The organism is Campylobacter sp. TJR-1 (assembly GCF_032840035.1).
Classification (GTDB): domain Bacteria; phylum Campylobacterota; class Campylobacteria; order Campylobacterales; family Campylobacteraceae; genus Campylobacter; species Campylobacter fetus.
The window spans coordinates 1-18,656 of sequence record NZ_JAWIZX010000004.1 but is presented as its reverse complement, the minus strand read 5'-3'; the positions used below and the strand labels follow the sequence as shown (position 1 = coordinate 18,656).

General features: G+C 33.9%; 18 protein-coding genes. 12 read left to right on the top strand and 6 right to left on the bottom strand.

The window, feature by feature from the left end; all coding sequences use genetic code 11:
- Positions 1-167: 167 nt before the first annotated feature.
- The 12 genes from RVY88_RS04870 to RVY88_RS04815 all read left to right on the top strand — a co-directional run bounded on the left by RVY88_RS04870 (position 168) and on the right by RVY88_RS04815 (position 10,741).
- Positions 168-1,034 (top strand): hypothetical protein, encoded by an 867-nt coding sequence (locus RVY88_RS04870; protein WP_162167127.1) that lies wholly within the window; start codon positions 168-170, stop codon positions 1,032-1,034.
- Positions 1,035-1,076: 42 nt separating this feature from the next.
- Positions 1,077-3,671, top strand: coding sequence for a Sec-dependent nitrous-oxide reductase (nosZ, locus tag RVY88_RS04865; protein WP_002848664.1), 2,595 nt, complete (start codon positions 1,077-1,079; stop codon positions 3,669-3,671).
- Between the two features lie 125 nt (positions 3,672-3,796).
- A complete protein-coding gene (locus RVY88_RS04860) occupies positions 3,797-4,564 on the top strand; it encodes a hypothetical protein (protein ID WP_038452948.1) in 768 nt (255 codons plus the stop codon).
- Positions 4,561-5,775 (top strand): nitrous oxide reductase family maturation protein NosD, encoded by a 1,215-nt coding sequence (locus RVY88_RS04855; RefSeq protein WP_147542854.1) that lies wholly within the window; start codon positions 4,561-4,563, stop codon positions 5,773-5,775. The genes RVY88_RS04860 and RVY88_RS04855 overlap by 4 nt, the downstream gene beginning before the upstream one ends.
- Positions 5,768-6,442, top strand: a complete 675-nt coding sequence (locus RVY88_RS04850; RefSeq protein WP_002848667.1) for a 4Fe-4S dicluster domain-containing protein — start codon at positions 5,768-5,770, stop codon at positions 6,440-6,442. Before RVY88_RS04855 ends, RVY88_RS04850 begins: the two co-directional genes overlap by 8 nt.
- A gap of 2 nt (positions 6,443-6,444) precedes the next feature.
- A complete protein-coding gene (locus tag RVY88_RS04845; protein WP_162167128.1) occupies positions 6,445-6,993 on the top strand; it encodes a c-type cytochrome in 549 nt (182 codons plus the stop codon).
- Positions 6,990-7,439 carry a c-type cytochrome gene (locus RVY88_RS04840; RefSeq protein ID WP_011731822.1) on the top strand — a complete coding sequence of 150 codons (450 nt, stop codon included), beginning with the start codon at positions 6,990-6,992 and terminating at the stop codon, positions 7,437-7,439. The genes RVY88_RS04845 and RVY88_RS04840 overlap by 4 nt, the downstream gene beginning before the upstream one ends.
- 4 nt (positions 7,440-7,443) lie before the next feature.
- Positions 7,444-8,340 carry a NapH/MauN family ferredoxin-type protein gene (locus RVY88_RS04835; protein ID WP_002848670.1) on the top strand — a complete coding sequence of 299 codons (897 nt, stop codon included), beginning with the start codon at positions 7,444-7,446 and terminating at the stop codon, positions 8,338-8,340.
- Positions 8,341-8,352: 12 nt separating this feature from the next.
- Positions 8,353-9,006: an ATP-binding cassette domain-containing protein gene (locus RVY88_RS04830; protein ID WP_002848671.1), complete on the top strand. Its 654-nt coding sequence runs from the start codon at positions 8,353-8,355 to the stop codon at positions 9,004-9,006.
- Positions 9,003-9,830 (top strand): ABC transporter permease, encoded by an 828-nt coding sequence (locus RVY88_RS04825; RefSeq protein ID WP_024305276.1) that lies wholly within the window; start codon positions 9,003-9,005, stop codon positions 9,828-9,830. Before RVY88_RS04830 ends, RVY88_RS04825 begins: the two co-directional genes overlap by 4 nt.
- On the top strand, positions 9,827-10,282 hold the full coding sequence (locus RVY88_RS04820) for a nitrous oxide reductase accessory protein NosL (RefSeq protein WP_002848673.1): 456 nt from the start codon (positions 9,827-9,829) through the stop codon (positions 10,280-10,282). The genes RVY88_RS04825 and RVY88_RS04820 overlap by 4 nt, the downstream gene beginning before the upstream one ends.
- A gap of 9 nt (positions 10,283-10,291) precedes the next feature.
- Positions 10,292-10,741 carry a hypothetical protein gene (locus RVY88_RS04815; RefSeq protein WP_052040223.1) on the top strand — a complete coding sequence of 150 codons (450 nt, stop codon included), beginning with the start codon at positions 10,292-10,294 and terminating at the stop codon, positions 10,739-10,741.
- Positions 10,742-10,831: 90 nt separating this feature from the next.
- On the opposite strand, the gene RVY88_RS04810 is transcribed toward RVY88_RS04815, so the two are convergent.
- The 6 genes from RVY88_RS04810 to RVY88_RS04785 all read right to left on the bottom strand — a co-directional run bounded on the left by RVY88_RS04810 (position 10,832) and on the right by RVY88_RS04785 (position 18,582).
- Positions 10,832-12,049 (bottom strand): histidine kinase dimerization/phospho-acceptor domain-containing protein, encoded by a 1,218-nt coding sequence (locus tag RVY88_RS04810; protein WP_002848677.1) that lies wholly within the window; start codon positions 12,047-12,049, stop codon positions 10,832-10,834.
- Between the two features lie 4 nt (positions 12,050-12,053).
- A complete protein-coding gene (locus tag RVY88_RS04805; RefSeq protein ID WP_162167130.1) occupies positions 12,054-12,722 on the bottom strand; it encodes a response regulator transcription factor in 669 nt (222 codons plus the stop codon).
- 13 nt (positions 12,723-12,735) lie between these two features.
- A complete protein-coding gene (locus RVY88_RS04800; RefSeq protein ID WP_162167131.1) occupies positions 12,736-13,833 on the bottom strand; it encodes a cytochrome b/b6 domain-containing protein in 1,098 nt (365 codons plus the stop codon).
- On the bottom strand, positions 13,826-14,332 hold the full coding sequence (locus RVY88_RS04795) for a cytochrome C (RefSeq protein WP_162167132.1): 507 nt from the start codon (positions 14,330-14,332) through the stop codon (positions 13,826-13,828). The genes RVY88_RS04800 and RVY88_RS04795 overlap by 8 nt, the downstream gene beginning before the upstream one ends.
- A 9-nt stretch (positions 14,333-14,341) precedes the next feature.
- Complete coding sequence (locus RVY88_RS04790; RefSeq protein ID WP_144685747.1) at positions 14,342-14,767, bottom strand: DUF1924 domain-containing protein; 426 nt, start codon at positions 14,765-14,767, stop codon at positions 14,342-14,344.
- Between the two features lie 299 nt (positions 14,768-15,066).
- The gene (locus RVY88_RS04785) at positions 15,067-18,582 is read right to left on the bottom strand and encodes a cell surface protein (RefSeq protein WP_317051265.1); all 3,516 of its coding nucleotides are present in this window, start codon (positions 18,580-18,582) and stop codon (positions 15,067-15,069) included.
- Positions 18,583-18,656: the final 74 nt, after the last annotated feature.

Here is an 18,656-nt window from a genome sequence, read left to right as displayed (position 1 = left end):
TTTTTAGTTAATGTGCGTATTCTTTTAGGCACTTTTTTATTAAACTATAAACTTAACTTATTTTTTTACAATAAATTTAAAAATTATAAGTTTAAATGACTAAAATCAACCACAAAACAGGCAAAAAATGATATAATATAAAAATTATGTTAAATAAAGATTGCATTATGATTAAAATAATTTTTATTATTTGTTTCTTTTTTTCTTTTTCTTTTGCCGAGTGCAAAATTGTTCAAAATACTAGTAATGATATAGTCTTTACTTCTAGTAGTGAGGATAAAATAGTTTATTACGATGGAAAAAAACTACTATTAAAAAGTTTGCCGAGTTTAAAAACTACTCTTGATAAAGAGTACGATCCGCGCTCTTTAACATCTGTTATTTTGAGTGAAAATGAGATTATAGTAGGGTTTAAAAACGGTTTTGCTTATAGTATATATTTAAATGGATATGAAGAGGCGATTATAAATCCTAATAAAACTTCTTTGTATAAGCCGGTTTCTTCCATCGCTAAATTTAAAGATAAATTGGCGTTTGTTATCGGCAATGAAAGCGTAGTTATATATGATAAGATAAATAAAATATATAAAAAAACTAATATTGACAATAGTTCCAAAGTTATGTTTTCTAAATTTATGAATGATATTTTTTATTTTGCCTGTTACGATAGGAGCTTTTACGAGCTAGATACATTAAATTTAAAATTAAAAAAGCTTTTTAAGACTCCAAGCCTTATAACATCTTTTGATCTGATAAATAACAAACCAGTAGTCGGTTTGATAAACGGAAATGCTTATTTTGAAGGCAAGACTTACGAGATATCAAAAGGCGCACTTACAAAGATATTAGTAAGTGGTGATTCTATGATATTTGGTGATGATAAAGGCGATATATATATTTATGATTTAAACTTTAAGTTTAAAAATAAAATGAAAACCAGCAGCGATACAATTCGGGATATGTTTATAGATAAAAATCTAGGTCTAGTAGTTCTTCTATGGGATTCTAGGGTTTATAGCTGCAAAATTAACTAGGTATCCAAATTTGATACAAAATTTTTTAAAAAGGAGAGCCTTATGAGTAGTTTTTTGAAAACTCCGTTTGTACTTACAGCTGGCATCTGTCTTAGCTTGTCATCTGTTTTTGGTGCAAGTGAGCTTGAAACTATCATGAAAGAGCGAAACTTGAGCGAAAAAGATGTTCTAGCGGCAGCTAAAACTTATCAGCCAAGTGGTCGTAAAGATGAGTTCATCGTTTTTTCATCTGGCGGACAAAGCGGACAGGTTATAGTTTATGGTGTCCCATCTATGAGGATTTACAAATATATCGGCGTATTTACTCCAGAGCCTTGGCAAGGATACGGATATGACAATGAAAGCAAAGCTATACTAAAAAGCGGAGCTATCAGAGGCAAAGAGATAAGCTGGGGAGATACTCACCACCCGAATTTCACTGAGAAAAACGGCGAATACGTGGGCGATTATCTATTTATAAATGATAAAGCCAACCCTAGAATGGCTGTTATCAGCTTGCACGACTTTGAGACAACTCAAATCGTAGTAAATCCTATCATGAAAAGTGAGCACGGCGGTAGCTTTGTTACTCCAAATACCGAGTATGTTATCGAAGCTAGCCAATATGCAGCTCCGCTTGATAATAACTATCACCCGATAGAGGAATATGAGGCGGTTTATAGAGGTGCTGTTACATTTTGGAAATTTGATTATCCAAAAGGTAAAATAGATGAGAAAAAATCATTCTCACTTGAACTTCCTCCATACATGCAAGACTTAAGCGATGCAGGTAAAGGCGAGTCTATGGGCTGGGGCTTCACAAACAGCTTTAACTCAGAGATGTATACAGGCGGTATCGAAAAAGGTCTTCCTCCGTTTGAGGCTGGTATGAGTAGAAATGATACTGACTATATGCACGTTTATAACTGGCAAGCATTAGAAAAACTTGTACAAGATCCAAAAAATTATACAATTATAAATGATCATAAAGTTATTCCTATTAGTGTTGCAGTTGCAAACAATGCTCTATTTTTAATTCCTGAGCCAAAATCTCCACACGGTGTAGATGTAACTCCTGATGGTAGATATATAGTAGTCGGCGGTAAGCTAGATACTCACGCTAGTGTTTATGACTTCAGAAAAATCAAAAATTTGATTGACAAAAAAGACTTTGCAGGCAAAGATCCTTTTGGTATTCCTATTCTTGATATGAAAAAGGCTCTTCACGGACAAGTAGAACTTGGTCTTGGACCACTTCATAATACATTTGAAGAAAAAGACGGTATCATCTATACATCATTGTATGTTGATAGTCAAATCGTAAAATGGGATTATAAAAATTTAAAAGTTCTAGACAGAGTAAATGTACACTATAACATAGGTCACCTTGACACTATGGAAGGTAAATCAGCAAAACCTATAGGCAAATATGCTTTAGCGCTTGATAAACTTTCAATAGACAGATTTAATCCGGTTGGTCCTCTTCATCCACAAAATCACCAACTTATCGATATAACAGGTCCTAAAATGGAGCTAATATACGATATGCCGATTCCACTAGGTGAACCTCACGATGTTGTATCTATAGCAGCTAGCAAACTAAAACCTGCTATGACATACAAAATGGGTACAAACTCAAGAACCGGTGAGCAATCAGTCGGTATGACTCTAGCTGGACAAGAGAGAATAGAAAGAAACGGTAAAAACGTAACCGTATATGCTACAATGATAAGAAGCCATATCAACCCAGAGCATATAGAATTAAATAAAGGCGATAACGTTACTATCTATCTAACAAACTTAGAGCGTGCTCAAGATGAGACTCACGGATTTGCTATAGATCTTTATAACGTACATGCTTCTATAGAACCAGGTAAAACTGCAAGCGTTAGCTTTGTAGCCGATATGGAAGGTGTTTTCCCTTACTATTGTACCGAGTTCTGTTCAGCTCTTCACCTTGAGATGATGGGTTATATGTATGTAAAAGATCCAAACAAGAAGTATGAATCAGTTAAAAAAGCAAAACTTAAAGAGCTTACAAAAGAGCAATTAGAAGCTGAATATAAAAAAGTTATAGCAACAAATAAAGCAACTGACGATGTTATCCAAAGTGTTGTTACATTCTTAAAAGAAAAACACTTCGAGAAATATCCAAAAGTTAAACAACTTGTTGAAGATGCACTTGATCAATACGGAAAAATACCTGAAGTTAAAGCCAAAGCTGATGCTGCTTATAAAGCAGGTGATGTAAATGGCGCTATCCTTTGGGAATACCAAGTATGGCAATACATGGTAAAAACAGCCGATGTTGGTTTAAGGGCTAAAAATAACCTTACAAAAGCTCTTGCAACTCCTATGAGTAAAGTTCAAGCTCGCGGTGAAGAAGCATACTTAAAAGGCGGATGTAACGGTTGTCACGTTATCGGTCAAGTAAGTTCAGGCCCGGATCTAACAGGCGTTTTACTAAGACATGATAATGCTGAGCAATGGGTATTTGATTTCATCAAAAATCCAGCTAGCAAATACGAAGAAGACTACGTAAAAGCTATGATTAATTACTTTAATCTAAGAATGCCAAATCAACATATGACCGATCAAGAGATCAAAGATATCATCGAGTACCTAAAATGGATCGATGAGAATGCAGGACTTAATTAGTCTAGTTGATGTAATCCAAAATCGGATTTTTGCAAAGGCGAGCTTTGCTCGTCTTTGCTTTTAAATTTAATAGGATAGATTATTAAATTTAAAAGCAAATTTAAAAACAAACTAAAGGAAATGAGATGAAAAGGTATCAAATTTATACTATACTGGCGCTTATTTTAATGACTGTCGGATTTACTATTCCAGTTATTGCATATCATGGAATGGGGGCTAAGATAAAAGAAGAAAAAGCACTTCCTTCGTATGTATATCCTATATATAATTTTTACTCAAGTTTTCAGTATAAAAATCATCTTATGCCTGATGATATAAAAAAAGATTTAAGAAAAATGATAGAAAATAGATCAGAAATAGGTGTTCCAAGTCTTCCTATCTGGTATGTTTCGCTAGAAGCTCCAAACTATCCAAAAGAGGCTTTTCCGGATGGAATTCCCGTGTATTTTCACGTAGATGGATATAGCGGTGACGTTCATGAGATGAATACCATAAATCACTATATCGGAATGTATCCTATGGAACACGGCGGAAATACAGAAAGAGCTATAGCTCCGTATTATCTGTTGGTTGCGACTATATTTATGCTTTTATATTTATATTACGATGGCAAAGGAAACTCTCTTTTACTTATACCGACTATCATAGCTCCGGTTCTATTTATGAGCGCATTTGTAGGTTGGCTTTACTGGTATGGGCACAATATGCAAGAGTGGGGCGCATTTAAGATAAAACCGTTTATGCCAACAGCCTTAGGAGACGGTAAAGTAGCTCAATTCACTACCCATTCATATCCTACTATCGGTTTTTGGGTCATGATGGCTATGAGTATATTTTGTATATTGGCTATATTTTCAAAGAAAAAATATCTGAAATCTAAGGCTGATTCGTGAAAAAACTCTGCTTATTTTTATTGATTATCCAAGCAAGTTTGGCAAATCCTCTACAAGATGCTATCGATAGCGCAAATCCGGGGGATATAATCGAGCTTGGAGATGCCAAATACACCGGAAATATCATAATAAATAAAGCCATAACGATAGACGGTAAAAATAAAGCAGTTATTCAAGGAGACGAAAAAGGAGATGTTATAAAGATTATGAGTTCTAACGTCTCTCTTTTAAATTTAAATATCCAAGGTAGCGGCGATTCTCATACGACTTTAGATTCGGCTATTAGCTGTGATCAAGCAAATGAGATAAACATTATCGGCAATCACATAAGCGACTCTTTGTTTGGCATAAACTTTAAGCAGTGTAACGCTTCTGTGATAAAAGATAATTTTATAACTTCAAAAAACGTTGATTTAGGACTTAGAGGCGATGCTATAAGACTTTGGTATAGTCATGACAATATAGTAGAGAACAACCATATATTAAAAAGTAGAGATATGGTTATTTGGTACTCAAGCAACAACGAAATTAGAAAAAATATAGGAGAAGAGGGTAGATATTCTCTTCATTTTATGTATGCAGGAAAAAATTTAGTTGAAGATAACATTTTTAAACTAAATTCAGTCGGAATATTTTTTATGTTCTCATCTGGATCTCTTGTAAGAAATAATCAGGTTCTAAACTCAACTGGAGCATTTGGAGTTGGTATTGGTATGAAAGATACGAGCGATTTTGTAATACAAAATAATATTTTATCTTATAACGCAAGAGGATTATATCTTGATCAGTCGCCGTTTCAACCAGGAACGATAAATAAATTTGAAAATAATAAAATTTTATACAACACGGTTGGAGTGCAGTTTCATGCTACTCAACATAAAAGTATATTTTTCGAAAATGACTTTATAGGCAATATGGAAGTCGCTATAAATGATACTCCGGGATCTAAAATAGCCAAAAACGAGTGGAATAAAAACTATTTTGACGATTATGAAGGTTTTGATAGAAATAAAGACGGTATAGGAGATTTACCATATCAAAACTATACGTATTTAGACTCGCTATGGCAGTATCATCCTAATTTAAGATTTTTTTACGGTAGTTCTGTTATAAGTATTTTAAATTTTATAGCTCGTTTAGCACCGTTTTCAAGTCCGGAGCTTCTCATAACAGATGAAAATCCAAGAATAAAAAGAGCATATCATGAATAGACGAAACTTTACTATATTTAGTTTAGCTACTTTAGCCTGTAGTGCTGCAGCTGGATATCTGTTAAGAGGATATGAAGCAAGAAATCACCTAAGACCTCCCGGAAGCGTAAAACACTTTGAGTCTCTATGTATAAAGTGCGGACAGTGTGTGCAGGTTTGCCCATATCATAGTATAGAGCTTTTGGGTATTGATGATGGAATAAATTTAGCTTCAGCTTACATAGATCCTGCTAAAAGAGGCTGTTATCTATGTGATTTGTTTCCTTGCGTATTATCTTGTCCAAGCGGTGCATTAGATCACAATACTACTAGTATAAAAGACGTTAAAATGGGCGTAGCCGTAGTAGTAAATTTAAAAAACTGCTATGCGAATCTCGGTAAAACAGTAGAACAAAGCGATGTCGCTCATTTGCTTGATAGAAAAGCTTATAACGAAAGAGAAGAAGCTGCTAAAAATATTATACAAAATAGCATTGGTAAAAAGTGCGATCTATGCGTTTCATCATGCCCTGTAAGCGGAGCGATAAGCATCATAGATATAGAGGGCAAATCAGCCCCCAAAATAGATAAAAGCTGTGTTGGGTGTGGAGTATGCAGCGAGGTGTGCTTTGCTAAAGTTATAGATATAGCACCGGGCAGAACTTACGAAGAAATTTACAAGGAATAACAATGAACAAAACACTTATATTTGCTAGTGCATTTTTACTATTAGTCGGCTGTAGCCAGCAAGATAACAAATTTGATAAAAATGAGACTAAAAATGAAGTAGTGGAACAAAACGCGTCTATAGTGGTTAAAAAAAGTGAAAATCAAGTAAATGAGAAAAATAACTGGATAACCTATGATATAGACGGAAAAAAGAGCGTCAAATTTGGGCTCGGTGATGATAACAATGAAACTACAAAATCAATAGGTGCTTTAGCTATGACTAGAACTCCTCTTCAAAGCATAAATAAAGCTTTAGTAAGAGGAACTTTAAGTAAAAACTTCATCACTAAATGTTCGGCTTGTCATGATGATTATGCAAACGGCATTATAGGACCGTCTCTTCTTACAAAGAGTCAAGATGAGATATTTAAAATGATAGAAGCTTATAAAACAAAAACTAAAGTAAATGTTTTAATGGTAGAACTTGTAAAACGTATGGACGATAAAGAGATTATGGATTTAGCGATTGAGATAAGTACATTTAATGAGCAATTTAGGAGTAAGAAATGAATATAGGCAAGGGTATAGCTTTAGGCTTTGGTGTAGTTATTGTTTTTTTAATGGGATATTTGTTGATGAGCGGCGATGCGCAGCCAGAAGCTAAAGTAGCGGCGCAGAAAACTCAAAATCAGCCTGAGAAAAAAGCGGTAAATAATAATGACTTAGCTACAGACGCTGCAGAGTTGAATAAGATATTAGAGTTAAAACAGAGTTTAGAAAATACAAATGATGGTGTAAGCAAACTCTATTTAACTAGCTGCGCGCCGTGCCACGCAAAAGACGGAAAAGGAGTTATAGCTCCAAGTATAGCAGGAAAAAATAAAGAAGAAATTTTGGCTAGATTGCATGATTATAAAGCCAACCTTGTACCAAATACCCTTATGAAGGGCGTTTTGGATAATGTTAGCGATGAGAATTTAACCGCTTTAGCAGAAGAAATTTCTTTATTTAAGTAAGATTATGAATAAGTACGAATCACGCCAAACCGTTGCGAACGCTGGTTTTCTAAGTACATTTATAAGTACCGATAAAAACGGTAAAAAGCGCCCAAGCATGCGCTTTTACCGCTATTTTATAATGATATTTACCCATCTTTTATTTGTACTTTCATATGTAGCCGATATCCAAATACTAGAAGGTGATATCACCGGATCACGGATAATGGGATTTCACTTAGCCGATCCTTTTATCACTACTCAGATAGTATTAGCACATGATAGTTTTCCGATAAATTTGATGATAGGTTCGCTTACTATACTAGCATTTTATGTTATATTTGCAGGTAGAGCGTTTTGCAGTTTTGTATGTCCGTACAACTTTTTTGGAGAATTTGCCGAAAGATTAAACGCAAAATTAGTAAAAGCTAAAATTATCAAACCTAGACATTTTGATCCAAATATGCGATATCTGTTTTTACTAGCGTTTTGGCTGCTTAGTTTTCTTAGCGGATATCTTATATTTGAGATATTTAGTCCAGTAGGCATAGTTTCAAGATTTATTATATACGGTTATAGTGCTGCTATATGGTGGGCTGTTTTGGTATTTTTAGTTGAAGTATTTTTCTCAAGAAGATTTTGGTGTAGATACGTCTGCCCGATAGGAACTCTTTACTCTTTAGTATCTAGAATGCGAGCTATAAAAATAAGCTGGAATAAAGATAAATGCGATCACTGCGGAGTATGTATGGATGTTTGTATAGTTCCAAAGGTGCTTGAGATTACAAAAGCCAAAAATGCAGATGCAAACGGCGGAAGCTTTAGTGTCGTTAGTGGAGATTGTACACTTTGCGGACGCTGTATAGATGTGTGTCATGGAGATGCTTTATCATATGAAAATAGGCTTAAAAAACTACTATAAAAAGGGCTAAATTTGATAAATTTAAAAAATGTTACTAAAAAATTTGGAGCAGTTAGTGTCTTGGATTGCGTAAATTTAGATATAGATGACGCTAAAAAAGTTCTCATTATAGGTCAAAACGGAGCAGGAAAAACAACTCTTATGAAGACTATTTTAGGTGAAATTTTGCTAAATAGCGGCGAAGTACTAATAAATGGTGTAAATCCTGCTAAAAATCGTAAAAAAGCTCTGTCATATATAAGTTTTGTACCGCAAAATCCGCCTCCTTTGAAGCTAAGCGTAGGTGAGCTTTGCGACTATAGTATAAGCTCAAGCGGATCAAATTTAGATGATATAAAAACTTATTTAAAAGCTTTAAATTTAGATTTCGATAAAGAGGATAAAAAGCCATTTCATAAACTCTCAGGAGGTATGAAACAAAAAATCTTAATAGCCATAGCTTTAGCTAGAAATGGTGATATACTGATGTTTGATGAACCTACTGCAAATCTTGATCCAGAAGCTAGAGAGTGTTTTTTAAATTTACTAAGTGATAAATTTAAAGAAAAAACTATAATATTTATATCGCACCGTTTAAGCGAAGTAAGAGGTATCGTAGAATGCGTCGTAGAGATGGATTTAGGACGCATAACCTCTATAAAAGATTTATCAAAGGAAGATAGATGAAGAACCTACTTTTAATTGCCAAAATCGACATGAGAGAGTCGTTCCGTTCCAAATGGTTCTTGCTTTATCTGCTTATTTTCGCGGGTCTTATAGCAACTTTTTTTGTTACTGGGGTGTTGGATTCAAGAGTTGCGGGATTTAGCGGACTTACTAGAATGCTTCTTTTATTTATTCAAATTTGTGTTGTGATTTTGCCTATTTTTATACTAATAACTACAGTTAGAAGCATAAGCACAGACCGCGAAGCCGGAGCTTTGGAATATCTTTTGAGCTTTCCTATTTCGCTTAAAGAGTATTACTTCGGTAAAGCTTTAGGTAGAGCATTTACTATATTTATGCCTATAGTTTTGGCTCTTATATTTTCTTTAGTGATAGCTGTTTTAAAAGGCGTAGAGATACCATGGGTGGTATTTTTTTACTATACTTTGCTACTTTTAGCACTCAGCTTTGTGTTTTTATCATTTGGATTTTTGATATCAAGCGTGATAAAAAGTAGCGAGCTTGCTCTTGGCTTTTCATTTTTATTTTGGCTATTTTTACTAGCATTTATAGACTTAGCTTTAATCGGGCTTATGATGCAAAATGCAGTAAATGAAAACATAATTTATACCATAGCTCTTTTAAATCCTATAGAGGTATTTCGCGTGGCTTCTATAAGTTTATTTGATAGAAACTTAGCTGTCATAGGCGCAGCGGCTTACTTTATTTTAGATAGTTTTGGAGTAGGTAACTTTATAATATATTCAATAATTTATCCTATAATTTTAGGCATTATAAGCCTAGCTTTAGGCTATATTCTCTTTACCAAAAAGGATCTAGTATGAGAAAAATTCTATTTTTAGCTCTATTTTGTACATTTTTGTTCGGTGAAAATTTAAAAACCGATCCATTTTTCAAAGACGTTAATACTACTTGTCCTATTAAATTTATAGACGTATTTAACCATCCTGATTTTATAGCTGTTTTAGTTTATGCTAATGGTGAAAAGATACTTTTTAGTTCGGTAAAACCTATGTTTCATTACTTTCATATGAATCCCGGCAAGCATATCTCACCATTAAAAACTATGCTTGTAACTGATTTTAAAACTCACGCTTTGATAGACGCCGCAACCGCATATTACGTATTTGGCAGCGGTATAATGAGCAATAGCGGCGATGATCTTATACCATTTGCGAATTTAGATGATGCTAAAGAATTTATGAGTGCCAACCACGGTCATAAGATTTTAGAATTCAAAGATGTAACTAAAAAGCTAATCGATTATCTAAACTAAGGAGTAAGTATGAAAAATTTATTTTTTTTACTCATTGGTGGTATTTTAGTTGGAACGCTAGCGGCATTTCTTTATTATATGGGAAAAGATTATTCCGTTCCTAAATCGCAGGTAAAAGAGGCATCTATAGCGTGTGATTTAAACATAGAAGAGTGCGATGTGGATACTAAATTGGGTAATGTTACATTCTCGTTTTATCCGCGCCCTCTTGTGGGTATGGCTCCTACTACTTTAAAGATTTCGGGATTGCCGCAAAACATAAAAGATCCAAATGTTCGCATTTATGGGTTAAATATGGAAATGGGAGTCATAAGCGCTCCTCTTACAAAACAAGGCAGCTCATACACTGCAAATATAGTTATAAGTCTATGTGTAATCTCTCGCATGGAGTATAGACTAGAAGTTTTAAGCGGTGACAAACCGCTTGGTGTGAGCATTGACTTTTATATAAAAAGCTAAATTTTTATATAAAAATTTATAGCTGCTCGTGTATTATAGGGCGGCTATCTTTTTGAATTTAGCTTATTTTCATTGCGATTATTGCGTGTTTTATATGCTAAATATTATACAAAATATATTTTTGTCATTGATATGCTCATAAGCAAGCTCAAAACCATGTTTATCAAGTACTCTTTTTACTAGATTTAAACCATATCCATAACCGCTTCTTGCATTTTCATCTCTAGTAAATACGCTAGTATAAAATTCAAGCGGCTTATCTAGTTTTTCTCCGCTGCTTATTATGCATAGTTTATTTGGAGTAGATTTTATATAAATTCTACTGTCTTTTTGATAGTCGTTATATTTTATAGCATTATCTATAAGATTTTTTATAGCAATAGAGATATAGTTTAGATCGGCATTTATGTTAAATATACTTTTCATTTCTACATCTAAAATTTCATCTAAAATTATCATTTTTGATAAGCTTTCTAAGAGTATACTCTCTATGCTCCACTCTTTTATCTCGAACTGAACATTGTTCGAGTTTAGTCTTTCTATATGTAGTAGCTCATCTGTTAGTTTATCCATCGCAGTTACAGAGTTTTTTAGTATATTTTTATATTTTCCGTCTTCTAAAAAACTAAGTGCGATTTTAGATTTTGATATAGGTGTTCTTAGCTCATGACTTATATCTGTTAAAAATTGCATTCTGGCTCTATTTACCATTTCTAAAGAGTTTGCCATTTCATTAAATTTGCTTATGACTAGTGCTATTTCATCTCCGTTTTTACCCTCTTTGAGCCTATATGAAAAGTCGCCCATACCGAATTTTTCTATACCTTTAGCTAGATTTTTTATAGGTATTAGTATTTTTATAAATACTGCAAATATCACAAACAGTAAAAATATATCGGCATATATCATAAAATTTAATATATTTTTTTCCCTATTTTGCGATATTTGCGTTTCGTCGCATATAAATATCTCATTACCCATATACTCCAAAGCTAAATACAAAATACCACCTTTTTTGTATATTTTCATCTCTCCTAAGTCAATATTTTGTTCATATATATTTTTGTATTTGCTTATATCTTTTGGTTTATCTACTATCGAAAATCCCATTATTTTGAGTCTTTCTAGGAGGCTTTTTGTATCATCTAACATTAAAAAGCTAAGTATGTCATTTGCATTTTTTTTATATCGTTCTTTGTACAAAAGTATGGTTTTTTCATCATTTATATCATTTGTTTTATATGATAAAAGACTCATTAACACAAAGCTGATGACAAGAAGTATAACTAGTTTTTTAAATATTGACATATTTTTAACCTATAAACTTATAACCGATTCCCCAAACGGATTTGATATATTTTGGGTATTTTGGATCATCAAAAATTTTATTTCGTAGATTGCTTATATGCATATCTATACTTCTATCTTTTAGATCCGCTTTTATATGTGTGGCTATCTCGCCTCTTGATACTACTTTTCCTTTGCTATTTAGCATTAAAAGTAAGATTTCATACTCTATTTTAGTAAGTTCTAAAATATGATTGTCGATCTGAATTTCAAGCTTTTCTTCATCTATACAAAACTCGCCTATAAATCTCTTTTTAGCATCTTCTTCACTCTTTACTATTCGTCTTAATACCGCGTTTATTCTTATTATTAGCTCTTTTGGCTCATACGGTTTTGCTAAGTAGTCATCAGCTCCATACTCAAAAGCTAAAACCTTATCTCCTAAATTTCCTCTCGCGCTTGAGATTATTATAGCTATGGTGCTAAATACTCTTATCATTTTGCATACTTCAAATCCATCTATTTTTGGTAACATAAGATCAAGTATAACTAGTACGAATTCGCCTTTTTTCAGCTCTTCAAGTGCGATTTTAGGATCTGCAAAAGCATGCACTTTAAATTCGTAATTTTCTAAGTAATCTTTTAAGAGTTCTTGCATCTCAAGGTCGTCTTCAATTAGCATTATGTTGCTCATTTTACCTTCTTAGCTATAATTTTTTATAATTTATCAAGCTCTTTTGAATTATACCATTTTCTATGTTTTTATGACATGCGCCGCAGTTTGATTTTGATTTTATATCTACGTATTTAAATACTTTTTCATTTATATTTTTATGACTATCTATCCAGTATTTATATTTTGTTATGGATATTTCATTGTCTTGAGTATTTTGTAAGATATTAAAAGCTATTTTATTGTCTGTATTTTGAGCCGCATTTTTCACTAAGAACTCGAGTATATTTCTATTTGTTTCATCATCTATAGACGCGTCATCGCCAAAATGATTTTCTAAATTTGACATCATTATTTCCCACGGCTTTTGAGGCAGCAAAAACGGAGGATATATGATATGGCAGCTTCCGCACTCTTTAGCAAAATTTTTGTTTAAATTTGTGTAGTCTATCTTTGAAGCTCTGCTTTGTAAAACTATGTTTGATTTGTAAAGCGCCAAGTACGCACCTGTGCAAACTATAGCCGCTACCCAAAATGCACAAAATGCTTTTTGTGTATTGTTCATGCTTATACTTACGTTTATTGAAGTTTTTTTATATCCGCTTATCATCGAATCCACGGCGTCGTTTTTATCTATAAATTTATCTATAGTTGCACCGCATATATGTATTATAACTACCCATAAAAGTAAATTTGAAGAGATGAAGTGTATGTTTTGTACAAACCGAAATTTACTATAATGAGTGTATAAAAACGCAAATATTCCGCTATTTTCGCTCAAACCGTACATCATTAGTCCAGATACCAAAACGATAGTTCCCAAAACCATAATGACGACAGCAGCTATACTTGATGCCGGATTATGCCCCGTATAATGCTTTTTTTGTGAATACGTAGGTAGTAGATATTCCATTATTCCTTTAAATTTAAAATCACTAAATTTTGAGTATTTAGTACCGATAAATCCCCAAATCACGCGAAAAGCTATTGCCACGCCAAACACAATGCCAAACACCGCGTGATAGTATAAAGAAGTTTCCGTCTCTATAAACAGGTATGATAAAATAAAACTTATTATAAGTGTTATATGACAAAATCTCGAGCCAAAACCCCATATATAACTTTTATTCACGCCATTGTCCGTAATTTGGTATATCTATCCCTTTTTTTCCATACATACCTTTATCGGCGTATTTATGATATGCACTACAGTTTGATAGAGTTTTTACCTCTTTTTGATTTATCATCCATTTTTCCAGCTTTTTATGTTTTTTTATGTGATATGGAATTTCCGTGATAGATTTGTATAAAACTCCGTTTTGCATTGATTTTGTTAGCTTAACGCTTCTTTTATACATAAGTGCTTTTTCGCTTGCATTTGATAAAAGATATGCTAGTATATCTTTACTACTTTGCTCATCTATACTAGCATCGCTTCCGTAGTGATTTTCCAAGTTTTGCATTATCCATATCCATGACTTGCTAGACATTAATCCTGGTTGATAGCCAAAATGACAGCTAGCACACTCTTTTTTATACAGATCATTATCCACGGGTCTTACCTCGGGACCCTTAGGACCTTTCGCATACAACATTATAAAAGCCAAACATACGACTATTAAAATTCTCATTTTAAACCCTTACTTTGATAAGATATAGTAAAGAACATCACCTTTTTCTAGCGGAGTTCCTTCTCTTTGATATACGTCTTTAAAATTTCTTTTAAGCCATTTTTGCACGTCTTTTACGTCCGTAAGTCTTGAGCTATTTGCATTAGGCGATAGCGGCTCCAATATTTTATTCGTAAATACGTTGTTTGCACTTTTTGTAAGATCGCTTCCGTGACAGCTTTCACAAGATATATTTTGACCGTTTTTCCCTATACTTTTTGTTTTAAATATCGCTTCTCCGCGATCAGCGTCAAAATCCTTAAAATTCCTATCATTTTTCAAAATTTCAGCTTTTAAACTCTCTATGTACGCTTTCATCTGTGTATTTAGCTCAGCTCCAATAGCCGTGCCACTCATCATACAAGCACAGGCTAACGCATAAACTATTTTTTTCATTTTAACTCCGTTTGTAAATTAAATTTTTATTTTAAAATTATATAGAACTTTTGTCAGATTTAAAAATACAATTTATTGACACATTGCTGACAAATTTAATAGTATAAAATTGAAAAATCAAAATAAAAGATTAAATTTAAACCGTGAGTAAGATGGAAAAAAGAAAGAGAGAAAAAAGAAGAGGGGATTAGTAAATTTAAAAATATTAAATTTATAAAAAACAATTCAAGGAGCCTATTTAAAGGCTCCTCTAGCAAAAAACTATCTACTATTTTTATTAAGGTTTAGTCTAAATACGATTAAGAAGTAAATACTATATCGTTATTTATTACAGTAAGGCTATCTAAATCAACGGTTGTACCAGCTAGCTTGACTAGTACGTCGGTAGATGCTATTGCTTTACCATTCGCAGTAGTATTATAGAATAAGTAATTATCAGTGTTCCATGTAAATCCATACACTGTTTTAACTTCACCGCCATTACCTCCATTAGCAGCACTTAGCATAGCAACAATAACTTCTTGTAACGTACCATTTGGTTGTGTAATAGCTGTATTTACATATTTAGTAGTAGCTGCTGCTAATTTAATAGTATCTCCGGCGCTAAAGTCGGTTATAGTCGTAAAATCTGCTTTAGCTGCTGCAGATACTACAGCGGCGGTTAAGTTAAACGTATCGTTTCCTTCACCGCCTGTTATAGTGATTTGTTTAGCGTTTCCTTCTTGTAGCTTGCCTATTAAAATTTCATCATCGCCCGCGCCAAGATCTATAGCGACTTTGCCTGTAGCTGCTAGCAATGCGCTCATATCTACTGTATCTTTACCCGCACTACCTTTTATACTAGAAACTTTTGTATGCGTTGAATCAAGAGTAATTGTACCTTCCAAAGTTCCTCCTGTAGCACTTAATCCGCTTAAATCTATATTTTTTAATGCAATTGCAGAGTCCACCGGAGTTATATCGTATGTGTTTTCACCTCCGTCTAAGTCACCGCTTAGTTTTATCTCTGTTAAAGTAGCTGTTGGAGTAGCTACAGTGATAGTCTCAGCCGCGTCGTTACCTTTGATATCTACAATTAGTTTATTATCTACAACTACATTTTTTAGATCAATTGCAGTAGCGGCTCCTAAACCTTTAAGCCCACTTATATCTAAGCTACTTAGTTTAGTAGAAGCATCTAAATCAAGAGTAAGTTTTTGATCAGCCGGAGTAGTGCCGCCCAAACCTAAATCACCGGCTATTTTTATAGTTTTGGTAGTAGCCGATCCTTTTACCGTTAGAGCATCTTTACCTAATCCGCCATTTACGGTAGCTACAAAGTTTGCGCCTGTGCTTGCATCTATAGTGATAGTTCCGGCTGTTCCATTATCTTTAAGCTTAGCACCGTTGAAAAGTACATTATCAGATGTTATCTTGCCTACGGTTACATCGCCTAGAGTACTAGATAGATCTATGGCTACACTTCCTGCCGCAACTGTACCTATAGTGGTACTTCCGCTACCGCTAGTTATAGAAGCCGATGCAGCCGTAACATTGCCTACGGTTATAGCTCCATTTGAGCCTTCAGCATTTACCACAACTGATCCTGCTGTTGCTTGTAAATCCCCTGTATTAACACTATTTGTTGCACCATTTACTGCTATAGTTACGTTACCGGTCTTTGTAGTAGCACTACCTAAGCTAACAGTACCGGTGGTGTTGTTTAGATTAGCTACGATATCGCCTGTAGTAGATATAGATTTGGTTGACAATCCGCCTTTTAGTCCGCTAGCATTTAGCACTATACCTTGAGCGGCTGCGGCGTCTCCTAAAGCTACAGCAGATAAATCCACTTGTGACTTGGCATTTTCTCCGCTTAGATTTATAGTTGAAATACCTTTTAAAGTCGCGGCGGTAGCTATATCAAATTTACCGTCCGTCACTACGTTTAAGTTTTGAAGCTTATCGAGATCTGTAGCGTTTACGGCTGTGATTTTAGTTCCGCCTACTGATTTGCTTTCTACATTTAAAGAAGTAGCTTTAGGTGTTGATAATTTAATATCGTGAGCCTCTTTTACTTCAGCCACGTTTAATGTTATACTTGTGGCTTTTTCTGCGATAACTTCTGCATTCGTATTTGTTGTTTTTGTGTTGGCTTCTAAATTTATAGTAAGATTTGTAGCTTCGCTAGCATTTACTTTACCGCTTGCTTCAGCTGCAGCTTTTGCATCGGTACCTGCTTTATAATTTATAGTAGCTAAGTTTTCGCTATCTATAGTTACTGCATTTGTACCTTCAGCAGTTGATAAGAAGTTAAGTGAAGATATGTTACTATTTAATACAATTACTCCACCCGTATCTCCTTTGATATTTAGCTCACTTACGTCTTTTGCGTTGTTCATAGCTAGAGTTAGAGCTCCAGTTGCGTCTAACGTAACTTTTTCTACGTTTGCTACTGTAGGTTTTAAAGTGCCAGCGCCATTTATCTCAAGTTCATCATTCCCCGCTCCGCCATCTACATTAACATTAGCTACTTTTGTGCCTACAACAAATTTATCATCTCCGCTACCGCCTTTAACGGTTTTTACATCAGCAGCTTTTAGATCGGCGCTAACTTTGCCGCTAGAAGCGCTAGCATCTAAACTATTGACTCCTGCTTTAACTTCTAATGTAATGTTTGCGTTTCCTTTTACAGATACGTCTTTTGAAGTAATATCTTTTAAGAAACTATCTTTTCCTGTAGCGTTTAAACTTAAATTTTCTATCTTATCGGCAGTTATTGCTACGCTAGCACCTTTAGCACCAACACCATTTACTTTTAAATTTTGCACATCAGCTGAACCATCAAGCACTTTATCCGCATATATAGAATCTACATTGAAATTAGCAGCTTGAAGATTTGTCAATTCAATATCCGCGATGTTTGCAAGGTTTTTAACTTCTATACCTTTTTCGCTATTTAAAGCTAAAGTTTGTACGTCTTTGATACCTTTAGCGTCGAATGTTCTTGATATAAGTCCGCTATTAAGTAATGATATCTTCTCCACACCCTTAATAACCCCACTACTATCTAAACCAGTAAAGTTACTCTTAAGATCCACTTTTAATATATCACTTCCTGCTCCACCATCAATAACATCTCCTGCATTAAGAGTATTTTCACTAGCAAGTGAGCTTACCACCCCACTAATAAGATCTCCACCCTCAGTACCAGTAATAGTATCATTCTCAGTAGTAAGAGCTATCTTATTTAAACCAGCCTCATCTATACTCTCTTTTAACCCATCAATCTCACTCTTAACCTTATCAAGATCACTAGCACTATTAATCTCGCTAATTAACTTAGAAGTAGTACCCTCATCTAATCCACTAATATCCTTACCCAAAGTAGCATCAGCAAAGTAATCACTAGCAGCTGCCTTAGCCTCAAATATAGCCTTAGACTCAGCACTACCGCCATTAACCATAGAGTTAATCATAGCACCTATTAAATCACCCTTGCTTAAACTAGCAACACTAATAACATTACCCTTACTATCAGTAAATTCTCCACCGCCAGTTATTGCCTTAGTCCAATAATTAATGCCATCAACATCACTAGTATTACCTAAAGCTATACTATATATCTTAGTAACAAAATCTTTTTCATTACCTGCTAAAAGAGAATCACCAAAGAATTTAGCCGCCCCTGGACTATCAAGCATAATATTAGCTAAACTTGAAACTCCTAAACTATTATTATTGGCATAATCTAACCAATACTTATTACCATCACCCTCACTTGCCATACCCATAATAGTGATATAAAGCATTGAAACATCTGTTTTGTTTAACATTTAAGGACTCCTTAATAAAATAAAATAAAATCACCAGCAAAAGCAACCAACCATATATATAGTTATCTATATAC

Bases quoted from the DNA above. Each gene is read 5' to 3' on its own strand.
- RVY88_RS04870 (WP_162167127.1), top strand. From the start codon at position 168: ATGATTAAAATAATTTTTATTATTTGTTTCTTTTTTTCTTTTTCTTTT.
- nosZ (WP_002848664.1), top strand. From the start codon at position 1,077: ATGAGTAGTTTTTTGAAAACTCCGTTTGTACTTACAGCTGGCATCTGT.
- RVY88_RS04860 (WP_038452948.1), top strand. From the start codon at position 3,797: ATGAAAAGGTATCAAATTTATACTATACTGGCGCTTATTTTAATGACT.
- RVY88_RS04850 (WP_002848667.1), top strand. From the start codon at position 5,768: ATGAATAGACGAAACTTTACTATATTTAGTTTAGCTACTTTAGCCTGT.
- RVY88_RS04845 (WP_162167128.1), top strand. From the start codon at position 6,445: ATGAACAAAACACTTATATTTGCTAGTGCATTTTTACTATTAGTCGGC.
- RVY88_RS04840 (WP_011731822.1), top strand. From the start codon at position 6,990: ATGAATATAGGCAAGGGTATAGCTTTAGGCTTTGGTGTAGTTATTGTT.
- RVY88_RS04835 (WP_002848670.1), top strand. From the start codon at position 7,444: ATGAATAAGTACGAATCACGCCAAACCGTTGCGAACGCTGGTTTTCTA.
- RVY88_RS04825 (WP_024305276.1), top strand. From the start codon at position 9,003: ATGAAGAACCTACTTTTAATTGCCAAAATCGACATGAGAGAGTCGTTC.
- RVY88_RS04820 (WP_002848673.1), top strand. From the start codon at position 9,827: ATGAGAAAAATTCTATTTTTAGCTCTATTTTGTACATTTTTGTTCGGT.
- RVY88_RS04815 (WP_052040223.1), top strand. From the start codon at position 10,292: ATGAAAAATTTATTTTTTTTACTCATTGGTGGTATTTTAGTTGGAACG.
- RVY88_RS04810 (WP_002848677.1), bottom strand. From the start codon at position 12,049: ATGTCAATATTTAAAAAACTAGTTATACTTCTTGTCATCAGCTTTGTG.
- RVY88_RS04805 (WP_162167130.1), bottom strand. From the start codon at position 12,722: ATGAGCAACATAATGCTAATTGAAGACGACCTTGAGATGCAAGAACTC.
- RVY88_RS04795 (WP_162167132.1), bottom strand. From the start codon at position 14,332: ATGAGAATTTTAATAGTCGTATGTTTGGCTTTTATAATGTTGTATGCG.
- RVY88_RS04790 (WP_144685747.1), bottom strand. From the start codon at position 14,767: ATGAAAAAAATAGTTTATGCGTTAGCCTGTGCTTGTATGATGAGTGGC.
- RVY88_RS04785 (WP_317051265.1), bottom strand. From the start codon at position 18,582: ATGTTAAACAAAACAGATGTTTCAATGCTTTATATCACTATTATGGGT.